19 protein-coding genes and 1 pseudogene are annotated in these 18,732 nt (G+C 65.6%); 12 read left to right on the top strand and 8 right to left on the bottom strand.

Annotated features, from left to right (window positions below):
• Positions 1-23: 23 nt before the first annotated feature.
• Positions 24-1,373: a septation protein SepH gene (sepH, locus tag LOC57_RS10085; protein WP_227910933.1), complete on the bottom strand. Its 1,350-nt coding sequence runs from the start codon at positions 1,371-1,373 to the stop codon at positions 24-26.
• A 314-nt stretch (positions 1,374-1,687) separates the two neighbouring features.
• Between sepH and LOC57_RS10080 the strand changes: the two genes are divergently transcribed.
• Positions 1,688-1,987, top strand: a complete 300-nt coding sequence (locus tag LOC57_RS10080) for a DUF4193 domain-containing protein (RefSeq protein WP_227910934.1) — start codon at positions 1,688-1,690, stop codon at positions 1,985-1,987.
• A gap of 7 nt (positions 1,988-1,994) precedes the next feature.
• Here LOC57_RS10080 and LOC57_RS10075 read toward each other — a convergent pair whose 3' ends face one another.
• The gene (locus LOC57_RS10075; RefSeq protein ID WP_227910935.1) at positions 1,995-2,462 is read right to left on the bottom strand and encodes a DUF3093 domain-containing protein; all 468 of its coding nucleotides are present in this window, start codon (positions 2,460-2,462) and stop codon (positions 1,995-1,997) included.
• Between the two features lie 201 nt (positions 2,463-2,663).
• Between LOC57_RS10075 and dut the strand changes: the two genes are divergently transcribed.
• From dut to LOC57_RS10055, 4 genes and pseudogenes are all read left to right on the top strand, one after another.
• Entirely contained in the window at positions 2,664-3,176 is a 513-nt protein-coding gene (gene dut / locus LOC57_RS10070; protein ID WP_227910936.1) for a dUTP diphosphatase, read from the top strand.
• A 172-nt stretch (positions 3,177-3,348) separates the two neighbouring features.
• Positions 3,349-4,074, top strand: coding sequence for a DUF3710 domain-containing protein (locus LOC57_RS10065; protein ID WP_227910937.1), 726 nt, complete (start codon positions 3,349-3,351; stop codon positions 4,072-4,074).
• Between the two features lie 2 nt (positions 4,075-4,076).
• The gene (locus LOC57_RS10060) at positions 4,077-4,418 is read left to right on the top strand and encodes a hypothetical protein (RefSeq protein WP_227910938.1); all 342 of its coding nucleotides are present in this window, start codon (positions 4,077-4,079) and stop codon (positions 4,416-4,418) included.
• Positions 4,415-5,062, top strand: a pseudogene (locus LOC57_RS10055) (DUF3159 domain-containing protein); the annotation flags it as partial. The gene LOC57_RS10060 and the pseudogene LOC57_RS10055, both read left to right, overlap by 4 nt.
• A gap of 14 nt (positions 5,063-5,076) precedes the next feature.
• On the opposite strand, the gene LOC57_RS10050 reads toward LOC57_RS10055, so the two are convergent.
• Positions 5,077-5,895 carry a potassium channel family protein gene (locus LOC57_RS10050; protein WP_229959477.1) on the bottom strand — a complete coding sequence of 273 codons (819 nt, stop codon included), beginning with the start codon at positions 5,893-5,895 and terminating at the stop codon, positions 5,077-5,079.
• Positions 5,892-6,566 (bottom strand): potassium channel family protein, encoded by a 675-nt coding sequence (locus tag LOC57_RS10045; protein ID WP_227910940.1) that lies wholly within the window; start codon positions 6,564-6,566, stop codon positions 5,892-5,894. The genes LOC57_RS10050 and LOC57_RS10045 overlap by 4 nt, the downstream gene beginning before the upstream one ends.
• Positions 6,567-6,789: 223 nt before the next feature.
• Here LOC57_RS10045 and LOC57_RS10040 point away from each other — a divergent pair, with 223 nt between their 5' ends.
• The 6 genes from LOC57_RS10040 to LOC57_RS10015 all read left to right on the top strand — a co-directional run bounded on the left by LOC57_RS10040 (position 6,790) and on the right by LOC57_RS10015 (position 15,748).
• A complete protein-coding gene (locus LOC57_RS10040; RefSeq protein WP_227910941.1) occupies positions 6,790-8,079 on the top strand; it encodes a class I SAM-dependent RNA methyltransferase in 1,290 nt (429 codons plus the stop codon).
• A gap of 297 nt (positions 8,080-8,376) precedes the next feature.
• Entirely contained in the window at positions 8,377-11,202 is a 2,826-nt protein-coding gene (locus LOC57_RS10035; RefSeq protein ID WP_227910942.1) for an aconitate hydratase, read from the top strand.
• A 175-nt stretch (positions 11,203-11,377) separates the two neighbouring features.
• On the top strand, positions 11,378-13,351 hold the full coding sequence (dxs, locus tag LOC57_RS10030; protein WP_229959475.1) for a 1-deoxy-D-xylulose-5-phosphate synthase: 1,974 nt from the start codon (positions 11,378-11,380) through the stop codon (positions 13,349-13,351).
• Positions 13,352-13,398: 47 nt separating this feature from the next.
• A complete protein-coding gene (locus LOC57_RS10025; RefSeq protein WP_229959473.1) occupies positions 13,399-14,253 on the top strand; it encodes an SDR family oxidoreductase in 855 nt (284 codons plus the stop codon).
• Between the two features lie 51 nt (positions 14,254-14,304).
• A complete protein-coding gene (locus LOC57_RS10020; RefSeq protein WP_227910945.1) occupies positions 14,305-14,622 on the top strand; it encodes a hypothetical protein in 318 nt (105 codons plus the stop codon).
• Between the two features lie 148 nt (positions 14,623-14,770).
• Positions 14,771-15,748, top strand: coding sequence for an aldo/keto reductase (locus tag LOC57_RS10015; protein ID WP_229959471.1), 978 nt, complete (start codon positions 14,771-14,773; stop codon positions 15,746-15,748).
• Positions 15,749-15,930: 182 nt separating this feature from the next.
• Here the strand turns inward: LOC57_RS10015 and LOC57_RS10010 are convergent, their stop codons facing one another.
• The 4 genes from LOC57_RS10010 to LOC57_RS09995 form a co-directional block, all read right to left on the bottom strand.
• Positions 15,931-16,329 (bottom strand): hypothetical protein, encoded by a 399-nt coding sequence (locus LOC57_RS10010; RefSeq protein ID WP_227910947.1) that lies wholly within the window; start codon positions 16,327-16,329, stop codon positions 15,931-15,933.
• Positions 16,330-16,390: 61 nt separating this feature from the next.
• The gene (locus tag LOC57_RS10005; protein ID WP_227910948.1) at positions 16,391-16,678 is read right to left on the bottom strand and encodes a DUF4287 domain-containing protein; all 288 of its coding nucleotides are present in this window, start codon (positions 16,676-16,678) and stop codon (positions 16,391-16,393) included.
• Positions 16,679-16,711: 33 nt separating this feature from the next.
• Entirely contained in the window at positions 16,712-16,906 is a 195-nt protein-coding gene (locus LOC57_RS10000; RefSeq protein WP_227910949.1) for a hypothetical protein, read from the bottom strand.
• A 74-nt stretch (positions 16,907-16,980) separates the two neighbouring features.
• Positions 16,981-17,646 (bottom strand): TetR/AcrR family transcriptional regulator, encoded by a 666-nt coding sequence (locus tag LOC57_RS09995; protein ID WP_229959469.1) that lies wholly within the window; start codon positions 17,644-17,646, stop codon positions 16,981-16,983.
• A 100-nt stretch (positions 17,647-17,746) separates the two neighbouring features.
• Here LOC57_RS09995 and LOC57_RS09990 point away from each other — a divergent pair, with 100 nt between their 5' ends.
• The gene (locus tag LOC57_RS09990; protein WP_229959467.1) at positions 17,747-18,664 is read left to right on the top strand and encodes an SDR family NAD(P)-dependent oxidoreductase; all 918 of its coding nucleotides are present in this window, start codon (positions 17,747-17,749) and stop codon (positions 18,662-18,664) included.
• Positions 18,665-18,732 lie beyond the last annotated feature (68 nt).

The raw sequence follows: 18,732 nt of genomic DNA, 5'->3' as shown, positions 1-18,732 counted from the left end.
GTGCAAAGAAGATACTGAACGGGCTAGTCGCCCTTGGTGCCGAACACGATCTCGTCCCAGGAAGGGACGGAGGAACGCTTGGGTTTGATGGCACGGCGTTCCGTGCCCTCGCCCTTGGCATCATCCTTACCGGCTTCCGGTTCCCGCTGGCCCCGCCCGCCGTTGGGCAGCCGGTCCCAGGGGAAGTCGCGGCCGGCGTTTTTGCGGGCCGCCGGCTCGGCGGCCGGGGCAGCTGCAGTTTCCTCCGGCGCGTCCTGCTCGGAATCCTCCGCCCCGCTTTCAGCGGCAGCAGCCTCCGGGGAAGCTGGCTCGGCTTCTTCGCGGACGTCCTCGTCCCGCCCGTTGCGGCGGCGGAAGGGGCGGGCCAGCACACTGATTTCGCGTGTTTGGCTGACACCGCCGGGAAGCGTAACGGGGTCAACCGTGTCGTCGGTGTCCGCCGGGTCCATGGCAGGCGCAAGGCTCAGCCGCCCGGTCCGGGGCCGGCGGCCGGCGTCTTCCTCGTCCTCCGGGCGTCCGTCCCGCGGATGCGCGGCAGGAACACTGCCTTTGGCCAGCAGCGCCGCCAGGGCGTCGTCGCCGTCTTCGTCGCTGCCTAGCCGCTGTCCGCGCCGGGTACGCAGCACTTCGAGGATGCTGTCAGTGTCATCGGAGGGTTCCTCCGGACTGCGCTCGGCTTCAAAATCGAAGACTCGGTCTGCGACGGCGGCCAGCCGGCGGGTGGGTACGGGAGTATCCAGGGGTTCCAGTTCGCTCAGGACCTGGGCCCAGCGGTTGGTATTCGTGACGCTCTTGCGCAGGGGACTGAAGATCCAGCGGGCCGGAGGCTCTTCCCCGACGGCGACGCGCGATTTTTCGGTCAGCTCAAAGCGGGCCACCACGTCCCAGGTTCCGTCCGGACGGCGCCAGGCGTCCCATTCCACGGAGTCGGGATCAACACCGAACGAACGCAGCCGGTGGCGGACCATGTCCCCGAGGTTGACCGGATTCTCGCCGAAGGCGCTGCGGTAGCCATCGTGCGTGGCGGACATGGGGGCGGCGACCTCAACAGCCTGTGCCTGCAGGGCCACGTATTCACGTTCTGCGAGGACCGGGCCTTCGTAGCGGCGGATGTGGGCCAGGTCGTGGCCGGAAAGTGCCGCCACTTCTTCGGCGCTGGCGCCGGACCGGATCCTGGACTGGATGTCCCGCGGGGTCATGCTGGGCCCGGATCCCGAGGAGGGATCGGGCTGCGGTGCGGAACGGTGCGTGGGACGAGAGGCGGCCACGCGGAGGGCTTCGTCGATTCGGAGACGGAAGGTTTCCCCGCCCTTGCCGCTTAACAGCAGATGTTCGCCACCTTCATGGACACCCACCAGCCGTAGATCCTGCATCAAAAAGTCCTCCACCCGATAGCAATTCCTTCTGGAAACAATGCCATCCCCGGCGGCGAAAACCTAAGCTTTGCGCGGGTGTGGCGCATTTCCGGCCGCCCGGCAGCGGTGCCGGGCAGGAGCGGCCGGGAGATCCGGCGGGGGCCGGTTCGCTTTTTGCTTCCCGTTAGGTAAAAATCTCTGCTTTACGGGCACAAAACAGGTATCCGTGGCGTTGATATCTCCGAGTCGCTGACACGGGTCCGGACAGCCGGTCCTGCGCGGGCTCATGCAACGGCGAAACACCACTCAACCGGACGGTGAGATAAGACATTATGGCGACGGATTATGACGCCCCGCGCAAGACCGAAGAGGACACCGGCGAGGAGTCGATCGAAGAGCTGAAAACCCGGCGGACCGACCCGCAGTCGGCCGTCGTGGACGAGGATGAGACGGAAGCAGCCGAAGGCTTCGAGCTTCCCGGCGCCGATCTGTCCAGTGAGGAACTGCTGGTCCGGGTGATGCCTGCGCAGGCTGACGAGTTCACCTGCGCTTCCTGCTTCCTTGTCCGGCACCGGTCACAGATTGCCTTGGAGAAAAACGGAATGTTCTACTGCGTGGACTGCGAAGGATAGAACCGGTTCAGCGGTCCCCGGTGAGTGCAGCAACAAGCTTTTCGGGATGGCGGGTGGAGGTCAGCCAGTACGGGGTCCGGTCTGCCGGGTCGGTGATTTCCATCCGAACCACGGGCGAGATCCAGCCGCGGATGCACATATAGGCGGTGGCGTTCAGGGCCGGCCCGCGCTGCAGGGTGGCGTCTTCGCCGCGGAAAGCCTCCACCTTGCCGATGTAGCGGCGCTCAATCTGCGCCCGCCCCACCTGGAGGGTCTCGGGGGTTACCCGGATCAGCGGGGTGGACACAATGAGCAGCACCGCCATGATGATTGCAGCGACGACGGCGGCGGTGATTCCGGCGAAAAGGCTGATGGGGACAAACACCAGGATGCAGGCCGCGGCAAGGCCGGCGGCAATAAGCCAGATCCAAATCGAGGGGAACAGCCGTTCGGAGTAGAGCACGGCGTTGGGGGTCTTGGCAGCGGGGGATGACATACCCCCAGCTTTTCACCTTTCGCGGGGCATTTCATCCTGCGCCGTGCCGGTGGCTCCGGCCCGGGGTTCGTACAGGAAAACGCGCTAAAGTGAGTGCGTTGGCCCGGGCGGCCCGCTCCATGCAGTGCAGCAGCCCCCGCTGCCGTGGAAAGCAAGACAGAAGACATCCCAAAAGACATCCCAGAACACCTGCCAGTAGACATGGCAGAAAACACGTACGCCGAAGTGAAACCGGAGAAGCTGGTGCAAGGAGCAGGGACACCCCTGGAAGTACAGATCAAGATGCTCGACGACGGGCTGGAACCGCCGTCGTACGCGCATCCGGGCGACGCCGGCGCGGACCTTCGTTCGAGGATCGACTTCACGCTGGCCCCGGGGGAGCGGCTGCTCGTGCCCACCGGCGTCGCGCTGGCGTTGCCGTTCGGCTACGCAGCCTTTGTGCATCCGCGGTCCGGCCTGGCCACCAAGCACGGGCTCAGTATCGTGAACGCACCGGGAACGGTGGACGCCGGCTACCGCGGCGAGATTTCCGTGACCCTGATTAACCTGGACCCGGCCCGTCCGGTTAGCCTGAGCCGCGGCGACAGGATTGCCCAGCTGGTGATCCAGCGCGTGGAAACCGCCCGCTTTGTTCCCGTGGACGAGCTTCCGGACTCCGTCCGCGGCACCGGCGGGTTCGGCTCCACGGGCGGGTTCACGGCCGTACCGGCCTGATCCGGGCGGCCGCACAGCCGCCGAACCGTATCCCGTGCAGCGCGGGCGTTCCGGCAGGGTGTTTTACGCGTACGGCTGCTGCTCCGGCTTTCCGCCGGTGAACCTGCGGACGGGCGCTTTCAAAGACTTCATTTCCCAAGAGACTTGCAGATAAGAGAGAAGGAACCTGGTTATGGCATTTGGCCGTAGGAAAACCAAGGCAGAAGAACCAGCCGGGACAGCCGCTGACAACGGCACGGCCGACGAAGGGACCGGGGATGCCGGAACCGGCGACGCCGGGCAGCCGGGCGGCACGGGGCCCTACGACCTGAGCGAACGCCCCTCCGAGGAGGGGTACATCGACTTGGGTGCGCTCCGGATTGCTGCCTCCCAGGGCCTGCAGCTGCGCCTCGAGGTTGAGGAAAAGACTCAGCGCGTTGTTGCCGTGACACTGGACCTCGAGGGATCCAGCCTGCAGCTCCAAGCCTTTGCCGCACCCCGTTCCGAGACTCTGTGGGATGACATCCGCAGCCAGATCGGCAAGTCCGTGGGTTCGCAGGGCGGAACGGTCGATGAACTGTCCGGCACTTTCGGCACTGAACTTCTGGCCAAGGTACCGGCGCAGGCCCAGGACGGATCCAAGGGGTACCGGGTGGCACGCTTTGTGGGTGTCGACGGACCCCGCTGGTTCCTCCGCGGCGTGTTCGGCGGTCCGGCCGCCATGAACCCGGAAGCGGCCGGTCCGCTGGAGGAGGTCTTCCGGAACGTCGTCGTGGTGCGCGGCGAACAGCCGCTGCCGCCGCGTGACCTGCTGCAGCTGCGCCTGCCGCGCGATGCGTCTCCGCTGCCCCGTCCGGACGCAGGAACCGGAAAGCCCGCTGCGCCCGAGCGCGGCCCCGAAATCACGACGATCGGCTGAGCGTGGGAACTGCTTACGGTTCCACCCGCTGCATCAGCATCACCTCGCTGCCGGAACGCGGGCGCGCCTACTGCCGCGGTTACGTTTCCGCCATCACCGTGGTTCCCGCCACGGAATCTCCGCGGTTTACCGCCGTGCTGGAGGACTTAGCGGCCGAATACCGCGCCGCCGATGCGGGACCGCGCCCAAAGGTCAGCCTGGTCTGGCTGGGGCAGCGCAGGGTGCCGGGGATCGAGGCTGGAACCTACCTCGCTTTTGAGGGCATGGTTTCGGTCATCGACGGCCGGCCCACGATCTTTAATCCGCGATACGAAATCATTGGACGCCCGGAGGCCGACGCATGAGCACACCCGATCCGGACAGTCAGCCGGGCCGTGCCGACAACCAGCAGGGCCGTGCCGACAACCAGCCGGACCTGAACCAGTTGGCTGGCCAGTACGCCGCCCGTGCCGGCGTTGAGCGCCGCAGTGACGGGCAGATTGACGTGCTGAGGTCGGTTGGCGGGGTGCGCGGCCTGGCCGAAGCTATTGTGCCCGGACTCCTTTTTACCCTGCTCTACACGGTGAGCGCGCCGCTGAACGCGGCTCTCGGTGCCGCCGTGGCTGCCGCGGCGGTGTTCTCGGTGGCAAACCTGATCCAGCGCCGCCCGCTGGTGCAGTCACTCACGGGCGTGGCAGGGGTGGCCATCTGCGCCTTCGTGGCGTTGCGCAGCGGCGAGGGGGCCACGTACTTCGTACCCGGTTTCTACCTCAACGGCGCCTATATCCTGGCGTTCCTGGTATCCATCGCGGTGAAGTGGCCGGTGGCAGGGCTGCTGTTCGGCTTCATCCGCGGGGAAAACCTCGAGTGGCGGTCCGTCCCCGTGCGGATGAAGGCCTACACCTGGGCCAGCTGGATCATTGTGTCCGTCTTCGCGCTCCGGCTGGCCGTCCAGCTGCCGCTCTACCTTGCCGACAACGTGGCCGCACTGGGCACCATGCGCCTGGCCATGGGCGTACCCCTCTACGCGCTTGGGCTGTGGCTGGCGTGGGTGGTTTCCCGTCCTGCGGCCATTTTGCCCGCCGACTCCGCGGCGTCCGCGCCGGAGACCCCATCGGGGTCTTCCTCCGACCCGGAGTCCTGAGCCGCGTCCGCTGCACCGGCTGCTGACGCGCCGGTCAGGGCCGCGGGGGAGAGGATGGCCCGCAGTTCGTCCTCCGCGGCAATGGTCGTAATGAAGAAAAGTTCGTCGCCCGGTTCCACGACGTCGTCGCTGCTGGGCGTGATGGGCGCGTCGTCGCGCAGGATGGCCACCACGGTGGAATCCAGCGGCCAGTCGATGGAGCCCAGGGTGCGCCCGGTCAGGTGCGACCCGGTGGGGACAGTGAACTCCACCATGGAGGAGACCCCGGTCTGCAGGGTCAGGAGCCGGACCAAGTCACCGATCTCCACTGCCTCTTCCACCAGGGCGGTCATCAGCCGGGGTGTGTTCACTGCAACGTCCACTCCCCAGGAATCATCGAACATCCAGTCATTCTTGGGGTTGTTGACGCGGCCCACTGTCCGGGCCACCCCGAATTCGCTCTTGGCCAGCAGGGAAACCACCAGGTTCACCTTGTCGTCGCCGGTGGCCGAAACCACGACGTCGGCTTCCTCCAGGCGGGCGTCCTTCAGTGTGGTGAGCTCGCAGGCATCACCGATCAGCCACTGCGCCCCGCGCAGCCCGGTGCGCTCGGCGCACTCGGGCTTCTCATCAATCAGCAGTACTTCATGGCCGTGGGCGAGCAGCTCCTTGGCAATGGATGAGCCCACGCTGCCGGCGCCGGCAATCACAACTTTCACAGGGACTCCTTGATCGGTTCCTTGGACAGGACCTTGCTGATTTCGGCCGTCCGGTCCACGGACATCATGGCGTGCAGGACATCGCCCTGCTGGTAACTGCTGTCGGGGCGGGGGAGGATCCCTTCACCGAACCGGGTCACGTAGGCAATCCGCACACCGGCGGCAGCTTCGATGCTGCCCAGCGAACGGCCCAGCCAGCCCTCGTGCAGGGACAGCTCGCCCAGGATCAACCGGCCCGAGGACTCCCGGAAATCGCCGTTAATGCTCTGTTCGGGCAGGATCCGGCGCAGCACCTGGTCCGCGCTCCAGCGCACGGCGGCAACCGTGGGAATACCGAGCCGCTGGTAGATCTCCGCACGTCCCGGATCGTAGATCCGCGCCACTACATGGCCCACGTGGAAGGTCTCCCGCGCCACGCGGGTGGCCAGGATGTTCGAGTTGTCGCCGCTGGATACTGCGGCAAAGGCGTAGGCCTCCTCGATGCCGGCGGCCTTCAGCGTTTCACGGTCGAAGCCGACGCCGGTCACCTTGCGGCCGGAGAAGCTTTGGCGCAGGCGGCGGAAGGCGCGCTCATCCTGGTCGATGATCGCGACCGAGTGGCCGGCCTCATCCAGGGTATGGGCCAGGCTGACGCCCACGCGCCCGCACCCCATAATCACGTAATGGGCCAACTTGCCCTACCTCGGTTTCAGTCTGGTTCCGGTGTGGTCCGGATTTGTTCGGTTTGGTCCGGTTTGGTCTGTGGTTCCGGCGTGCGTTCGCAGTGACCTGCCCGCACACGTGCGGAAATTGATTCAACGCAAGCTTAGTCCCGTCTCAGCTTCAAATAGCACAGCGCTCCGCTCTCGTGGTGAGATGGGGTTTTAGCCCCTGCAAGGAAGTAAACCTCCCCCCATGACCATTGAACTCACCATCGGTGCTCCGGCCCACGGCGGCCACTTTGTTGCCCGGCACGAAGGGCGCGTCGTTTTTGTCCGGCACGGACTGCCGGGGGAACGGGTTCGGGTGCGTCTCACGGAGTCCGGTCCGGACGCCAAGTTCTGGCGGGCCGACGTCGTTGAGGTGCTGGAGCCCGCCGCCGGCCGCAGGGAACATTTCTGGAAGGAAGCGGACGCGCTGCGTGCTGCGTCACGCGGCAAGCTGCCCGTAGGCGGCGCCGAGTTCGGCCACATCGAGCTTGGGGTCCAGCGGCAGCTGAAGGCGGACATTTTCGCCGAGCAGCTGCGCCGGCTCGGCGGCACCGACCTGGTTCCCGAGGTTGAACCGGCCCTGGAAGAAAGCACCGACGGACTGGGCTGGCGTACCCGTGTCAGTTTCTCGGTGGCGCCCAGCGGCCGGCTGGCCATGCACGCCCACCGCTCGGATGAGCTGATCCCGGTGGAGACCATGCCGCTGGCCACCGCGGACATCAATGCCCTGCAGCTGTGGGAGACGGATTTCACGGGCATGGACCGCGTGGAAGTCGCCGCTCCTGCTGCCGGCGGACAGCCGCTGGTCCTGCTGATCCCCGCACCGGGAACCCATCCGCGGACGCCGGCACGCATTGCCCAGAACCTGCCCGACGGCGTGTCCGTGGCCGCGTGGAACCCGGAAAGCCATGAGCTGACGCGCTTGAAGGGCCGCACCTGGGTGCAGGAAACGGTCCTGGGGCACGACTACCGGGTGACCGGTGCCGGTTTCTGGCAGATCCACCGCTCCGCGCCGGAAACCCTGGCCACCGCCGTATTGGACGGCCTGCAGATCCAGTCCGGCGAATCAGTCGCGGACCTGTACGCCGGTGCCGGGCTGTTCACGGCGCCCCTGGCTGCCGCTGCCGGGGAAGCCGGCAGCGTGCTCTCCATTGAGGGTTCCCCGGGCACCAGCCGGGACGCCCGCAAGAACCTCTTCGCCGCACCACAGGTGCAAATCCGCCAGGGCCGCGTGGACAAGGAGCTGCGCGATGCCGGGAACCTCGACGTCGTCCTCCTGGATCCGCCCCGCGCGGGGGCCGGAAAAACCGTTGTCAGCCAGATCGACGCCGCCGCGCCACGGGTGGTCGGCTACGTCTCCTGCGACCCGGCGTCGTTCTCCCGCGATTTGGGGTATTTCCGCAGCGCGGGCTGGGAACTGGACCGGCTGCGCGTTTTCGACCTCTACCCGCACACCCACCACATGGAGTCCTTCGCCGTGCTGCGAAAGGCCTGAGCGGCCATCGCGCCGGGTCCGCAGGGCCCGGCGCGAAGCCCGTCACGGGGAGTCGTGGCGTATATCTCCTGCGGGCGTCCCTGTAAAGGCTAGGATGGGAGGCAGTTGTCCAGTCCTGCGCCGTAAAGGAAGTTTTCCGCATTGTGGGGGAAACATTTCCGCGGCAGGGGGCCTGTGGGCAGGGAAATGAACCACCGGTTTCCCTTGCCGGCCCTTTTATCCAACGGTTAGGGAAACCTAACTGGCGGGCAGTAGTGAGCTGGACAAAGATAACAAGGTGGCGAGAGGAGTCCTGTTATGACTAATGTGGACAGCTTCGGTTCCAAAGGCGTACTAGACGTCAACGGTTCCGAATATGAAATTTTCCGGCTGAATTCCGTCGAAGGCGCCCAGAGCCTTCCGTTCAGCCTCAAGGTCCTGCTGGAGAACCTGCTGCGCACCGAAGACGGTGCCAACATCACTGCTGACCACGTACGTGCCCTGGCGCAGTGGGACGCGGAAGCAGAGCCCAGCACCGAAATCCAGTTCACCCCCGCCCGGGTGATCATGCAGGACTTCACCGGCGTCCCCTGCATTGTGGACCTTGCGACCATGCGCGAGGCCGTAGCCGATCTCGGCGGCGACCCCAAGCGCGTGAACCCGCTGGCACCCGCGGAAATGGTCATTGACCACTCCGTGCAGATTGATGCCTTCGGCAACTCCGGCGCCCTCGAGCGCAACATGGAAATCGAGTACCAGCGCAACGGCGAGCGGTACCAGTTCCTGCGGTGGGGCCAGACTGCGTTTGATGACTTCAAGGTTGTTCCCCCGGGAATGGGCATTGTCCACCAGGTCAATATCGAATACCTGGCCCGCACGGTCATGACCCGCGAAGTTGACGGCGTCCTGCGCGCCTACCCGGACACCTGCGTCGGCACCGACTCCCACACCACCATGGTCAACGGCCTGGGCGTGCTGGGCTGGGGCGTCGGCGGCATCGAGGCAGAGGCAGCCATGCTCGGCCAGCCCGTCTCCATGCTCATCCCGCGCGTTGTCGGCTTCAAGCTGACTGGGGAAATCCCGGCCGGCGCCACCGCCACCGACGTAGTGCTGACCATCACCGAAATGCTGCGCAAGCACGGTGTTGTCGGCAAGTTCGTGGAGTTCTACGGCGAGGGCGTTGGAGCCGTTCCGCTGGCCAACCGCGCCACCATCGGCAACATGAGCCCCGAGTTCGGTTCCACCGCGGCGATCTTCCCGATCGACGACGTGACCCTGGACTACCTGCGCCTGACCGGCCGCTCCGAGGAGAACGTAGCCCTCGTAGAGGCCTACGCCAAGGAGCAGGGCCTGTGGCACGACCCGTCCAACGAGGTCAAGTACTCCGAGTACCTCGAGCTGGACCTGTCCACCGTGGTGTCCTCGATCGCCGGACCGAAGCGTCCGCAGGACCGCGTGGAGCTGACCAACGCCAAGACGCAGTTCCGCAACGACCTGAAGAACTACGTCCACGAGACGGTGGAAGCTGAAAACGGCACCGTTGACGAAGCCCTGGAAGAGACCTTCCCGGCCTCGGACGCGCCGTCGTTCAACGCGAACGCCACCCAGATCGAAGACCACGAACATGACCTGGTGGAGAAGGCCGACGCTCCGGCCGAACGCTCCACGAACGCGGTTCAGGTCTCCATGGCCGACGGCCGCAGCTTCGAGCTGGACCACGGTGCTGTGTCGATCGCCTCGATCACGTCCTGCACCAACACGTCCAACCCGTCGGTGATGATGGCAGCAGCAGTGCTCGCCCGCAACGCCGTCGAAAAGGGCCTTACCGCCCAGCCGTGGGTCAAGACCTCGATCGCACCGGGTTCCAAGGTAGTTACCGACTACTACGAAAAGTCCGGCCTGATCCCGTACCTGGAGAAGCTCGGCTTCTTCGTTGTCGGTTACGGCTGCGCCACCTGCATCGGCAACTCCGGCCCGCTGGAAGATGAAATCTCCACGGCCATCCAGGAAGCCGACCTCGCCGTCACTGCAGTGCTCTCCGGCAACCGGAACTTCGAAGGCCGCATCAACCCGGACGTGAAGATGAACTACCTGGCCTCCCCGCCGCTGGTAGTCGCCTACGCCCTGGCCGGCACCATGGACTTCGACTTCGAGAATGACCCGCTGGGCCAGGACGAAGCCGGCAACGACATCTTCCTGAAGGACATCTGGCCGAACCCGGTCGAGGTCCAGGAGATCATCGACGCCTCCATTAACAAGGAGATGTTCACCAACAGCTACGACACCATCTTCGAAGGCGACGACCGTTGGAAGTCCCTGCCCACCCCCGAAGGTGCAACCTTCGAGTGGGATTCTGAGTCCACGTACGTCCGGAAGCCTCCGTACTTCGAGGGCATGAAGGCACAGCCGGAGCCCGTCTCCGACATCGAGGGCGCACGCGTCCTGCTGAAGCTGGGCGACTCGGTCACCACCGACCACATCTCCCCGGCCGGTTCCTTCAAGTCCGACACTCCGGCGGGCAAGTACCTGCTGGAGCACGGTGTAGCCCGCAAGGACTTCAACTCCTACGGCTCGCGCCGAGGCAACCACGAAGTCATGATCCGCGGCACCTTCGCCAACATCCGCATCAAGAACCAGCTGCTCGACGGCGTTGAAGGCGGTTTCACCCGCGACTTCAGCCAGGCCGACGCTCCGCAGGCTGCCGTTTACGATGCCGCGATGAACTACCAGGCTGCCGGCACCCCGCTGGTTGTCCTGGCCGGCAAGGAATACGGCTCCGGCTCCTCCCGTGACTGGGCCGCCAAGGGCACCGCACTGCTGGGCGTCAAGGCCGTAGTTGCCGAGAGCTACGAGCGGATCCACCGCTCCAACCTCATCGGCATGGGCGTCCTTCCGCTGCAGTACCCGGCCGGCGTGAATGCCGAGTCGCTGGGCCTGACCGGTACGGAGACCTTCTCGGTTGAGGGTGTCACCGAACTGAACAACGGGACCACGCCCAAGACCGTAAAGGTCACGGCCACCCCCGAAAACGGCGACGCCATCACCTTCGATGCGGTCCTGCGCATCGATACCCCGGGTGAAGCCGACTACTACCGCAACGGCGGCATCCTGCAGTACGTCCTGCGGCAGATCTCCGCTAAGTAGCAGTACACGCACCAGCATCAGGGCCCCGATTCCCCGATCCGCCCGCAGGGGCGGAGGAGGGAACCGGGGCCCTGTTGCATTGGTACGGAACCATGCAGCACGTGCTGCGCGTTAGAGTTAACCATTGCGACGGTGGATGCAGTGCCGCCGATACCGACTCAAGGGAGGCACCCTGTTGGGACTTCTGGAAACAATCCGGGATCCTCGGGACCTCAGCAGGCTTTCGCTGACACAGCTGAAGCGGCTTGCTGAAGAGATCCGTTCGTTCCTGATCACGAACGTAGCGCAGACCGGCGGCCACCTGGGCCCGAACCTGGGCGTGGTGGAACTGACCATGGGCATCCACCGGGTCTTCGATTCGCCGCGGGACAGCATCGTCTTTGACACCGGACACCAGTCCTACGTGCACAAGATCCTCACGGGCCGCCAGGACTTCGCCACACTGCGCCAGCAGGACGGCCTGTCCGGATACCCGTCGCGCGCCGAATCGGTCCACGACATTGTGGAAAGCTCCCACGCTTCCTCCTCGCTGTCCTGGGCTGACGGTATTTCCCGTGCCCGGCAGCTCAACGGCGAAGGCGACCGGTACACCGTGGTCATGGTGGGCGACGGCGCCCTGACCGGCGGTATGGCGTGGGAGGCCCTGAACAACATAGCTGCGGACCAGCGCCGCCGCGTGGTGATTGTGGTCAATGACAACGGCCGGTCCTACGCGCCCACCATCGGCGGCCTGGCCGACTACCTCGCCTCCCTGCGTCCCACCATCGACGCCGTCCGCACCCACCACGCCTACGAAAACACCCTCGGCTGGTGGCGGGAGCGGCTGCAGCAGGGCGGTCCGGTGGGCCGTTTCACCTACCGCAGCCTGCACGCGGCAAAAAAGGGCATCAAGGACTGGTGGACGCCCCAGGGCCTCTTCGAGGACCTGGGCATGAAATACGTCGGCCCCATCGACGGACACGACATCGACGCCGTCGAACGCGCCCTGAACAAGGCCAAGAACTACGCCGGCCCGGTCATTGTGCACGCCATGACGGAGAAGGGCCGCGGATATGCCCCGGCCCGCGCACATGAGGCCGACCAGTTCCACGCCGTGGGGATCATTGATCCTGAAACCGGTGATCCGGTGGAGCCGGGCGGCAAGGAATCCTGGACGTCGGTCTTCGCCACGGAGATTGCCCGGATTGCCGATGAGCGCACCGACGTTGTGGGCATTACCGGCGCCATGCTGATCCCGGTGGGCCTGCACCGCTTTGCCGAGAAGCATCCGGACCGCGTATTCGACGTCGGTATTGCCGAACAGCACGCCCTCACCTCCGCCGCCGGCATGGCTTTCGGCGGTCTGCACCCGGTGGTGGCCCTGTACGCGACCTTCCTGAACCGGGCCTTCGACCAGCTGTTGATGGACGTTGCCCTGCACAAGGCAGGCGTCACCATTGTGCTGGACCGCGCCGGTGTTACCGGCCCTGACGGCGCCAGCCACCACGGCATGTGGGACATGTCCATGCTGCAGATTGTGCCGGGCCTGCACCTAGCTGCTCCGCGCGACGCCACCCGGCTGAAGGAGGAGCTGCGCGAAGCCGTGGCCATCTCCGATGCTCCGTCCGTGGTGCGGTTCTCCAAGGGCACGGTCGGTGCCGACGTTGAGGCCGTGGAGCGGACAGCTGACGGAGTGGACATTCTCGCGCGCCGCCCCGCGGGTGACAGCTCCAATGACGTGCTGATTGTCAGCGTGGGCGCCATGGCGGACATCGCCCTGGACGTTGCCGGCCGGCTGGGGGACCAGGGCATCAGCTCCACCGTGGTGGATCCGCGCTGGGTATTGCCCGTGCCGCGCTCCATCATCAGCATTGCCGCTGAACACCGCATCGTCATCGTGATTGAAGACGGTGTCCGCGCCGGGGGCGTGGGCTCCCGGATCCGGCAGGAAATGCGGGCGGCCGGCGTGGACACGGCGCTCAACGAAGTAGGCCTGCCGGTGGAGTTCCTGGACCACGGCAGCCGCAGCGAAGTGCTGGAGCGGGTGGGGCTCACCGCCCGGCAGATCGCCAACGACGTCGTCGCGCAGGTCCTGGGGACCAAGGTGCCGTTCGCACGGCCGCTGCCCGGGCAGGAGCTGCCCACGGGACAGGTGCCGAAGATCCAGTAACTGAGCAGGGGTTCCGAAGCCGGGAGCCGGGATAAGGGAGAGACGCCATGGCGGAAAACGTTCCACCCCTCGCCGTCACGGGAGCCACCGGTGCCCTGGGGGGTGCCGTTGCCCGGCTCCTCGCCGAAACCGGTGCCAGGCAGCGGCTGCTTGCCCGGCGCACCGCCCGGCTCCCCGAACTGCCGGATACACCGGTATTCGCAGTGTCCTACCTCGACCGCGCGCAGGCGGTCAGTGCGCTGCGGGGCGTGGATACGCTTTTTATGGTGTCCGCGGCCGAAAGTCCGCACCGGGTCGAGGACCAGCAGACGTTTGTGGACGCCGCCGTCGAGGCAGGCGTGGAGCACATTGTGTACACGTCCTTTATGGGCGCCGCCCCGGACGCGGTGTTCACCCTTGCCCGCGACCATTACGCCACCGAGGAGCACATCAAATCCCGCGGCGTGGCCTACACCTTCCTGCGGGACTGCCTGTACCAGGACATCCTGCCCACCTTTGTCCAGCCCGACGGCGTCATCCGCGGTCCTGCGGGGGACGGGCGTTTCGCTCCGGTGGCACGTACGGACGTCGCCCGGACCGCGGCGAAGGTCCTCCTGGCGCCGGGGGAGCACCGGAACCGCACCTATACCCTCACGGGACCTGCGGAACTGACCATGTCGGACGTGGCGCAGGTGCTGAGCACCGTCACGGGCAGCAGCGTCCGGTTCGAGAACGAGTCCTGTTCGGACGCCGTAGCAACGCGGGTCAAAAGCGGCGCAGCGCAGTGGCAGGCGGAGGCCTGGAGCTCCACTTACGCTGCCGTGGCTGCCGGGGAACTGGCTCCCGTCAGCACGGACGTCCTGGACCTCACCGGCACACCCCCGCTCGGCTTCGAGAACTACCTGCTCCAAACCCGCCGATAGGTGCGTCTGCAGGGCTGCACCGGGGCCTGCCCACCGGATAGGGTGGAGGGTATGAACGAAGCATCTACGCCGGATGTACGCCGTTTCCTCGCCGAATGCACGGTGGGTGACCTGGACGACGACGACGCAACGCCCGTAGCCGATCTGTACGGCATGTACATCATCTGGAGCGAACAGCAGGGCCTGGCCCCGCTGGCGGTGCAGGCATTCTCTGCAGCCGTCCGGGAGGAAGGCGTGGAAGCCGAGCGCCGGCACAGCGAGCAGGTCTATACCGGCCTGCTGCCCACGGGAGCCATTCCCATCCAGTACATCCTTGAAACCGACAAGGCGCCCAGCCCCAACAGCCCGCTGGACATTTTCCCGGCCTAGGACACTGCTGAATCTGCTGCCGGATTGGGATCTTGCTGCCGGTTTGGGAAAACCCTCCGCTGCGCAGCGGCAGGGATTTCCCAAACCGTAAGGATTTTCCCGAAGGGGAGGAAATATCCCCCCTGCCGACGGGTATAGCGTAGCTTTTATGACTTCCTACAACAGACTTGGTAATTCCGGCCTGACCGTTTCCACGGTCGGGCTCGGTTGCAACAACCTTGGCCGCCCGGGAACCCCCACCGAATCGCAGGAGGGTACCGACGCCGTCGTCAACGCGGCGGTCGACGCCGGTATTACGCTTTTTGACGTTGCCGACGCCTATGGTCGCACCCCGGGACTCAGCGAGGAAATGCTCGGGAAAGCGCTGGGCAACCGCCGCGGGGACGTGGTGGTAGCCACCAAATTCGGTATGGACATGAAGGGCGTCAACGGTGCCGACTTCGGGGCACGCGGATCCCGGCGCTATATCGTCAAGGCCGCAGAGGCTTCCCTGCGCCGCCTGAACACGGACTGGATTGACCTCTACCAGTTCCACACCCCGGACCCGCTCACGCCCATCGAAGAAACCCTGTCAGCCTTGGATGACCTCGTCACCAGCGGCAAGGTCCGGTACATCGGGCACTCCAACCGGGCAGGCTGGCAGATTGCCGAAGCCGAGTTTGTGGCCCGGATGGGTGGCTTCACACCGTTCATTTCCTCGCAGAACCACTACAACCTGCTGGACCGCCGGGCCGAGCTGGAAGTGACCCCCGCCGCCGAAGCCTACGGGCTGGGCGTGCTTCCCTACTTCCCGCTGGCCAACGGCCTGCTCACCGGCAAGTACAGCAGCGGCAAGGCTCCGGAAGGCAGCCGGCTCACCCACTCCCGGACCAACCTCTTGGAGAATGCGGACTTTGAGCAGCTGGCCGAGTTTGGCCGTTTCGCCGCCGAGCGCGGTCTGACCGAGGTGCAGGTGGCCTTCTCCTGGCTCGCTGCGCAGCCGTCGGTGGCGTCCGTGATTGCGGGAGCAACGAAGGTGGAGCAGGTGCAGCAGAACGCCGAAGCTGTTTCGTGGGTGCCGTCGGAGAAGGACCTTGAGGAGCTGGACCGGATCTTCCCGAAGACGCCCAAGGTTGCCTTGTTCTAGGGTCCGCCTGTTGCGTTACCTTGGTTGCCCGGAGGGTCCGGAGGGTCCGGAACGGCGGCAACGAAAATCCCTTGCTCGCAGAGCTCGCCGGGATTATTAAAGCCGCCTAACCCGGACCCTCCGGGCCTACGTGGACGGCGTCGCCTAGCCCGAACCCTGCGGGCCTACGTGGACGGCGTCGTCTAGCCGGGAGCGCCCAGGTCCTCTGGGCAGATCCGAAAGACGGGATCGCCTTCGGCGAGGCGCTGTGAGTGTTCGATGGCGTCTATGCCAATGGCCCAATTGATCCAGACCGCCAAGGCTGCCGCCGCAAGGAGCAGCAGGGACGGGGCCAGCCTTTCTCGATTCCAAGGGCGGTAGCCCAGCGAGAGTATGGCTGCTGCAGCCGCCGTAACAGGCGGTACCAAGGAAAGAGCCAGGACCCACTGGCGGCGTGGAACCTGCTGACCGTAGAAGCAGGCGCTGTGTCGGGGACGCAGTTCAGACTCATACCCAAACGCCAGGAATGTAGTAAAAAGGGCCACCACCATGGCGAAGAACCCCACCGTCAGGAATGTCCCGGCGTCGATGCGTCTGCTCATGCGCAATAGTCAAGCACAGCTCTGGCCGCTCGCTGTTCGCAGGGTTCCCAGGGCGGAAAGCTCAGGCCGGCTTGGTGGCCTTGCCGTCCAGCCAAAGCGTTTCCGATTCGTCGCGGTGGGTTCCCGTTGTGCCGACGTGTTTCGTGCCGATTTCGGCACCGTTCTTAATAACGTGGACAATTGCCATCCCGTGGCCGCGTCCGATTCCGTAGTCCGCTTGGAGCCATTCCAGGATTTCCCCGGCCTTGGTGCTTTCGCCGAAACCTTTGGCCGCCGCTGCATCCACCAGTTGGCGGGGCGTTAATCCTGTCTTGTCCTCAACCGCATCAAGGTAAGCCTGAAAGGACATTCTCTTTTACCTCTGTTCGTGTTTGCGCCGAAACTAGCGGGCGCGCTGCAGTCGGACCAGTATTACCAGGATCACCGCCGTGAGTGCCAGCAGGATCCCGGCGAGAGTCCAGCGCCATGGCGCGGACCAGGGGAGAAGTACCGTCAGCCAGCCAAGAACTGCCGTGGCAAGTATCAGCGCTACCACGCGCCGGCTTTGCCTGCGGTTTTCCTCCGACGTTCCCTTCACGTCCGGAAGGCTAGCGAAGAAGACCGTCCCTGCCCAGAGAGCCGGCGCTAAGCGGCCAGGTGCGCTGCAGGATGTCAGGCCCGCGGCAGCACACCCAGGAGCGCCGACGACAGGGCCATCCTTAGGGCGTCAGTGAGGTCTACGTGGAGGACACCCAGGGCGGGTTCCTCCGCATAGGCGGCAAGGAGGCTGGGGGGAGGCGGGACGTAGGAGGACAGTGCACCGGCAGTAACCAGTGCGATCAGGCAGAACTGCTGGGCTCCGTCCCCCAACTCTGGCAGGTGCCGGCACACGATGCCGGTCATGGCATCGAGCCTGGCCAGGGAGGCCCGCTTGTGCCGCTTGGCCACCTCAACCGAAATGTTGTGCTCCAGGACGCCGCCCTGCGCCCCGAACAGGTCGCACAGTACCGGGCGTGCCCCCAGGGACCGGCTGAGGATTTCGGCCAGCTGATCGGCCCGCACCGCCGGTGCCGCTTCGGGCTCGATGCCCATTGGGAGCTCCTGTGCCAACTCGGTGAGCCAGGTGCCCAGGAAGTCATCCAGCAGTTCGAGCAGCACTGCTTCGCGGGACTCGAAATAGCGCAGGACGTTGGACTTCGCCAGCCCCACCCGCCGGCTGAGCTCGTTGAGACTGACCCCGGCTACCGGCATCTCGTCCAGCATTGCCGCTGCGGTGTCCAGGATGGCCCGACGCCGGCTCTCCTTCTGCTCTTCGCTGCGCGCCCGTTGGAATGTCACGCGGCCAGCATACATTACGGACCGGCGGTCTATTGACGTGGGAATGCAGGGCGCTTACGCTCGTCCTACGTAACAGACCAACGGTACTTTAGGAGCCCCCATGAACCTCAGCTGGAACGAGAACCACATCCCTGATCAAACCGGACGCGTGGCGATAGTGACCGGTGCCAACACCGGGCTGGGTTTTCAGACCGCCAGGATGCTCGCGGAACAGGGGGCGGCGGTGGTCCTGGCCGTACGCGACGTCGAGAAGGGCAAGCAGGCGGCTGCCCGCATCAACGGGGACGCGAGGGTTCAGGCCTTGGACCTGGGCTCACTGGAGTCGGTCCGGTCCGCTGCGGCGGCCCTGCGTGCGGACCACCCGCGGATAGACCTGCTGATCAACAATGCCGGCGTGATGTACACGCCGAAGCGGACCACCGCGGATGGCTTTGAACTGCAGTTCGGCACCAACCACCTCGGGCATTTCGCCCTGACCGGCCTGCTGCTGGACCGGCTGCTGCCTGTTCCCGGCTCGCGCGTTGTGACGGTCAGCAGCACCGGGCACCGCATCCGGGCCGATATCCACTTCGATGATCTCCAGTGGGAGCGTTCGTACAGCCGCGTCGGCGCCTACGGCCAGGCCAAGCTGGCAAACCTGATGTTCACGTACGAACTCCAGCGCCGTCTCGAACCCCTTGGTACCACCGTCGCGGTGGCCGCCCATCCGGGCGTCTCCAATACGGAGCTCACCCGCAACACACCGGCAGCGCTTCGGGTGCCCGTCACCTGGCTCGCCCCGTACTTCACGCAGACTCCCGAGATGGGTGCCCTGCCCACCCTGCGTGCGGCTACCGATCCGGAGGTCACCGGCGGCCAGTACTACGGTCCCGGCAACCGCTCACAGACCCGCGGCTATCCGAAACCTGTCGCCTCCAGCCCTGCCTCCCACGACCGAGCGGTCCAGCAGCGCCTCTGGACCATCTCGGAGGAACTCACCGGGGTAACCTTCCCTCTGGCGCCGGCCAACCTGACCTGACTGCGACCGCAACAGGACTGTTAACGAGAGCGCCGGACGGACCGGGTTAGGCGGCTTTAATAATCCCT

Origin of the sequence: Arthrobacter sp. zg-Y750 (assembly GCF_020907365.1) — a bacterium.
GTDB lineage: Bacteria > Actinomycetota > Actinomycetes > Actinomycetales > Micrococcaceae > Arthrobacter_B.
Note: the sequence above shows the minus strand (reverse complement) of the source record. Positions and strands in the feature narration are given on the sequence as shown.

What these genes read in the sequence shown, in the direction of transcription:
- sepH (WP_227910933.1), bottom strand. Translation starts at nt 1,373, where the DNA reads ATGCAGGATCTACGGCTGGTGGGTGTCCATGAAGGTGGCGAACATCTG.
- LOC57_RS10080 (WP_227910934.1), top strand. Translation starts at nt 1,688, where the DNA reads ATGGCGACGGATTATGACGCCCCGCGCAAGACCGAAGAGGACACCGGC.
- LOC57_RS10075 (WP_227910935.1), bottom strand. Translation starts at nt 2,462, where the DNA reads ATGTCATCCCCCGCTGCCAAGACCCCCAACGCCGTGCTCTACTCCGAA.
- dut (WP_227910936.1), top strand. Translation starts at nt 2,664, where the DNA reads ATGGCAGAAAACACGTACGCCGAAGTGAAACCGGAGAAGCTGGTGCAA.
- LOC57_RS10065 (WP_227910937.1), top strand. Translation starts at nt 3,349, where the DNA reads ATGGCATTTGGCCGTAGGAAAACCAAGGCAGAAGAACCAGCCGGGACA.
- LOC57_RS10040 (WP_227910941.1), top strand. Translation starts at nt 6,790, where the DNA reads ATGACCATTGAACTCACCATCGGTGCTCCGGCCCACGGCGGCCACTTT.
- LOC57_RS10035 (WP_227910942.1), top strand. Translation starts at nt 8,377, where the DNA reads ATGACTAATGTGGACAGCTTCGGTTCCAAAGGCGTACTAGACGTCAAC.
- LOC57_RS10025 (WP_229959473.1), top strand. Translation starts at nt 13,399, where the DNA reads ATGGCGGAAAACGTTCCACCCCTCGCCGTCACGGGAGCCACCGGTGCC.
- LOC57_RS10020 (WP_227910945.1), top strand. Translation starts at nt 14,305, where the DNA reads ATGAACGAAGCATCTACGCCGGATGTACGCCGTTTCCTCGCCGAATGC.
- LOC57_RS10015 (WP_229959471.1), top strand. Translation starts at nt 14,771, where the DNA reads ATGACTTCCTACAACAGACTTGGTAATTCCGGCCTGACCGTTTCCACG.
- LOC57_RS10010 (WP_227910947.1), bottom strand. Translation starts at nt 16,329, where the DNA reads ATGAGCAGACGCATCGACGCCGGGACATTCCTGACGGTGGGGTTCTTC.
- LOC57_RS10005 (WP_227910948.1), bottom strand. Translation starts at nt 16,678, where the DNA reads ATGTCCTTTCAGGCTTACCTTGATGCGGTTGAGGACAAGACAGGATTA.
- LOC57_RS09990 (WP_229959467.1), top strand. Translation starts at nt 17,747, where the DNA reads ATGAACCTCAGCTGGAACGAGAACCACATCCCTGATCAAACCGGACGC.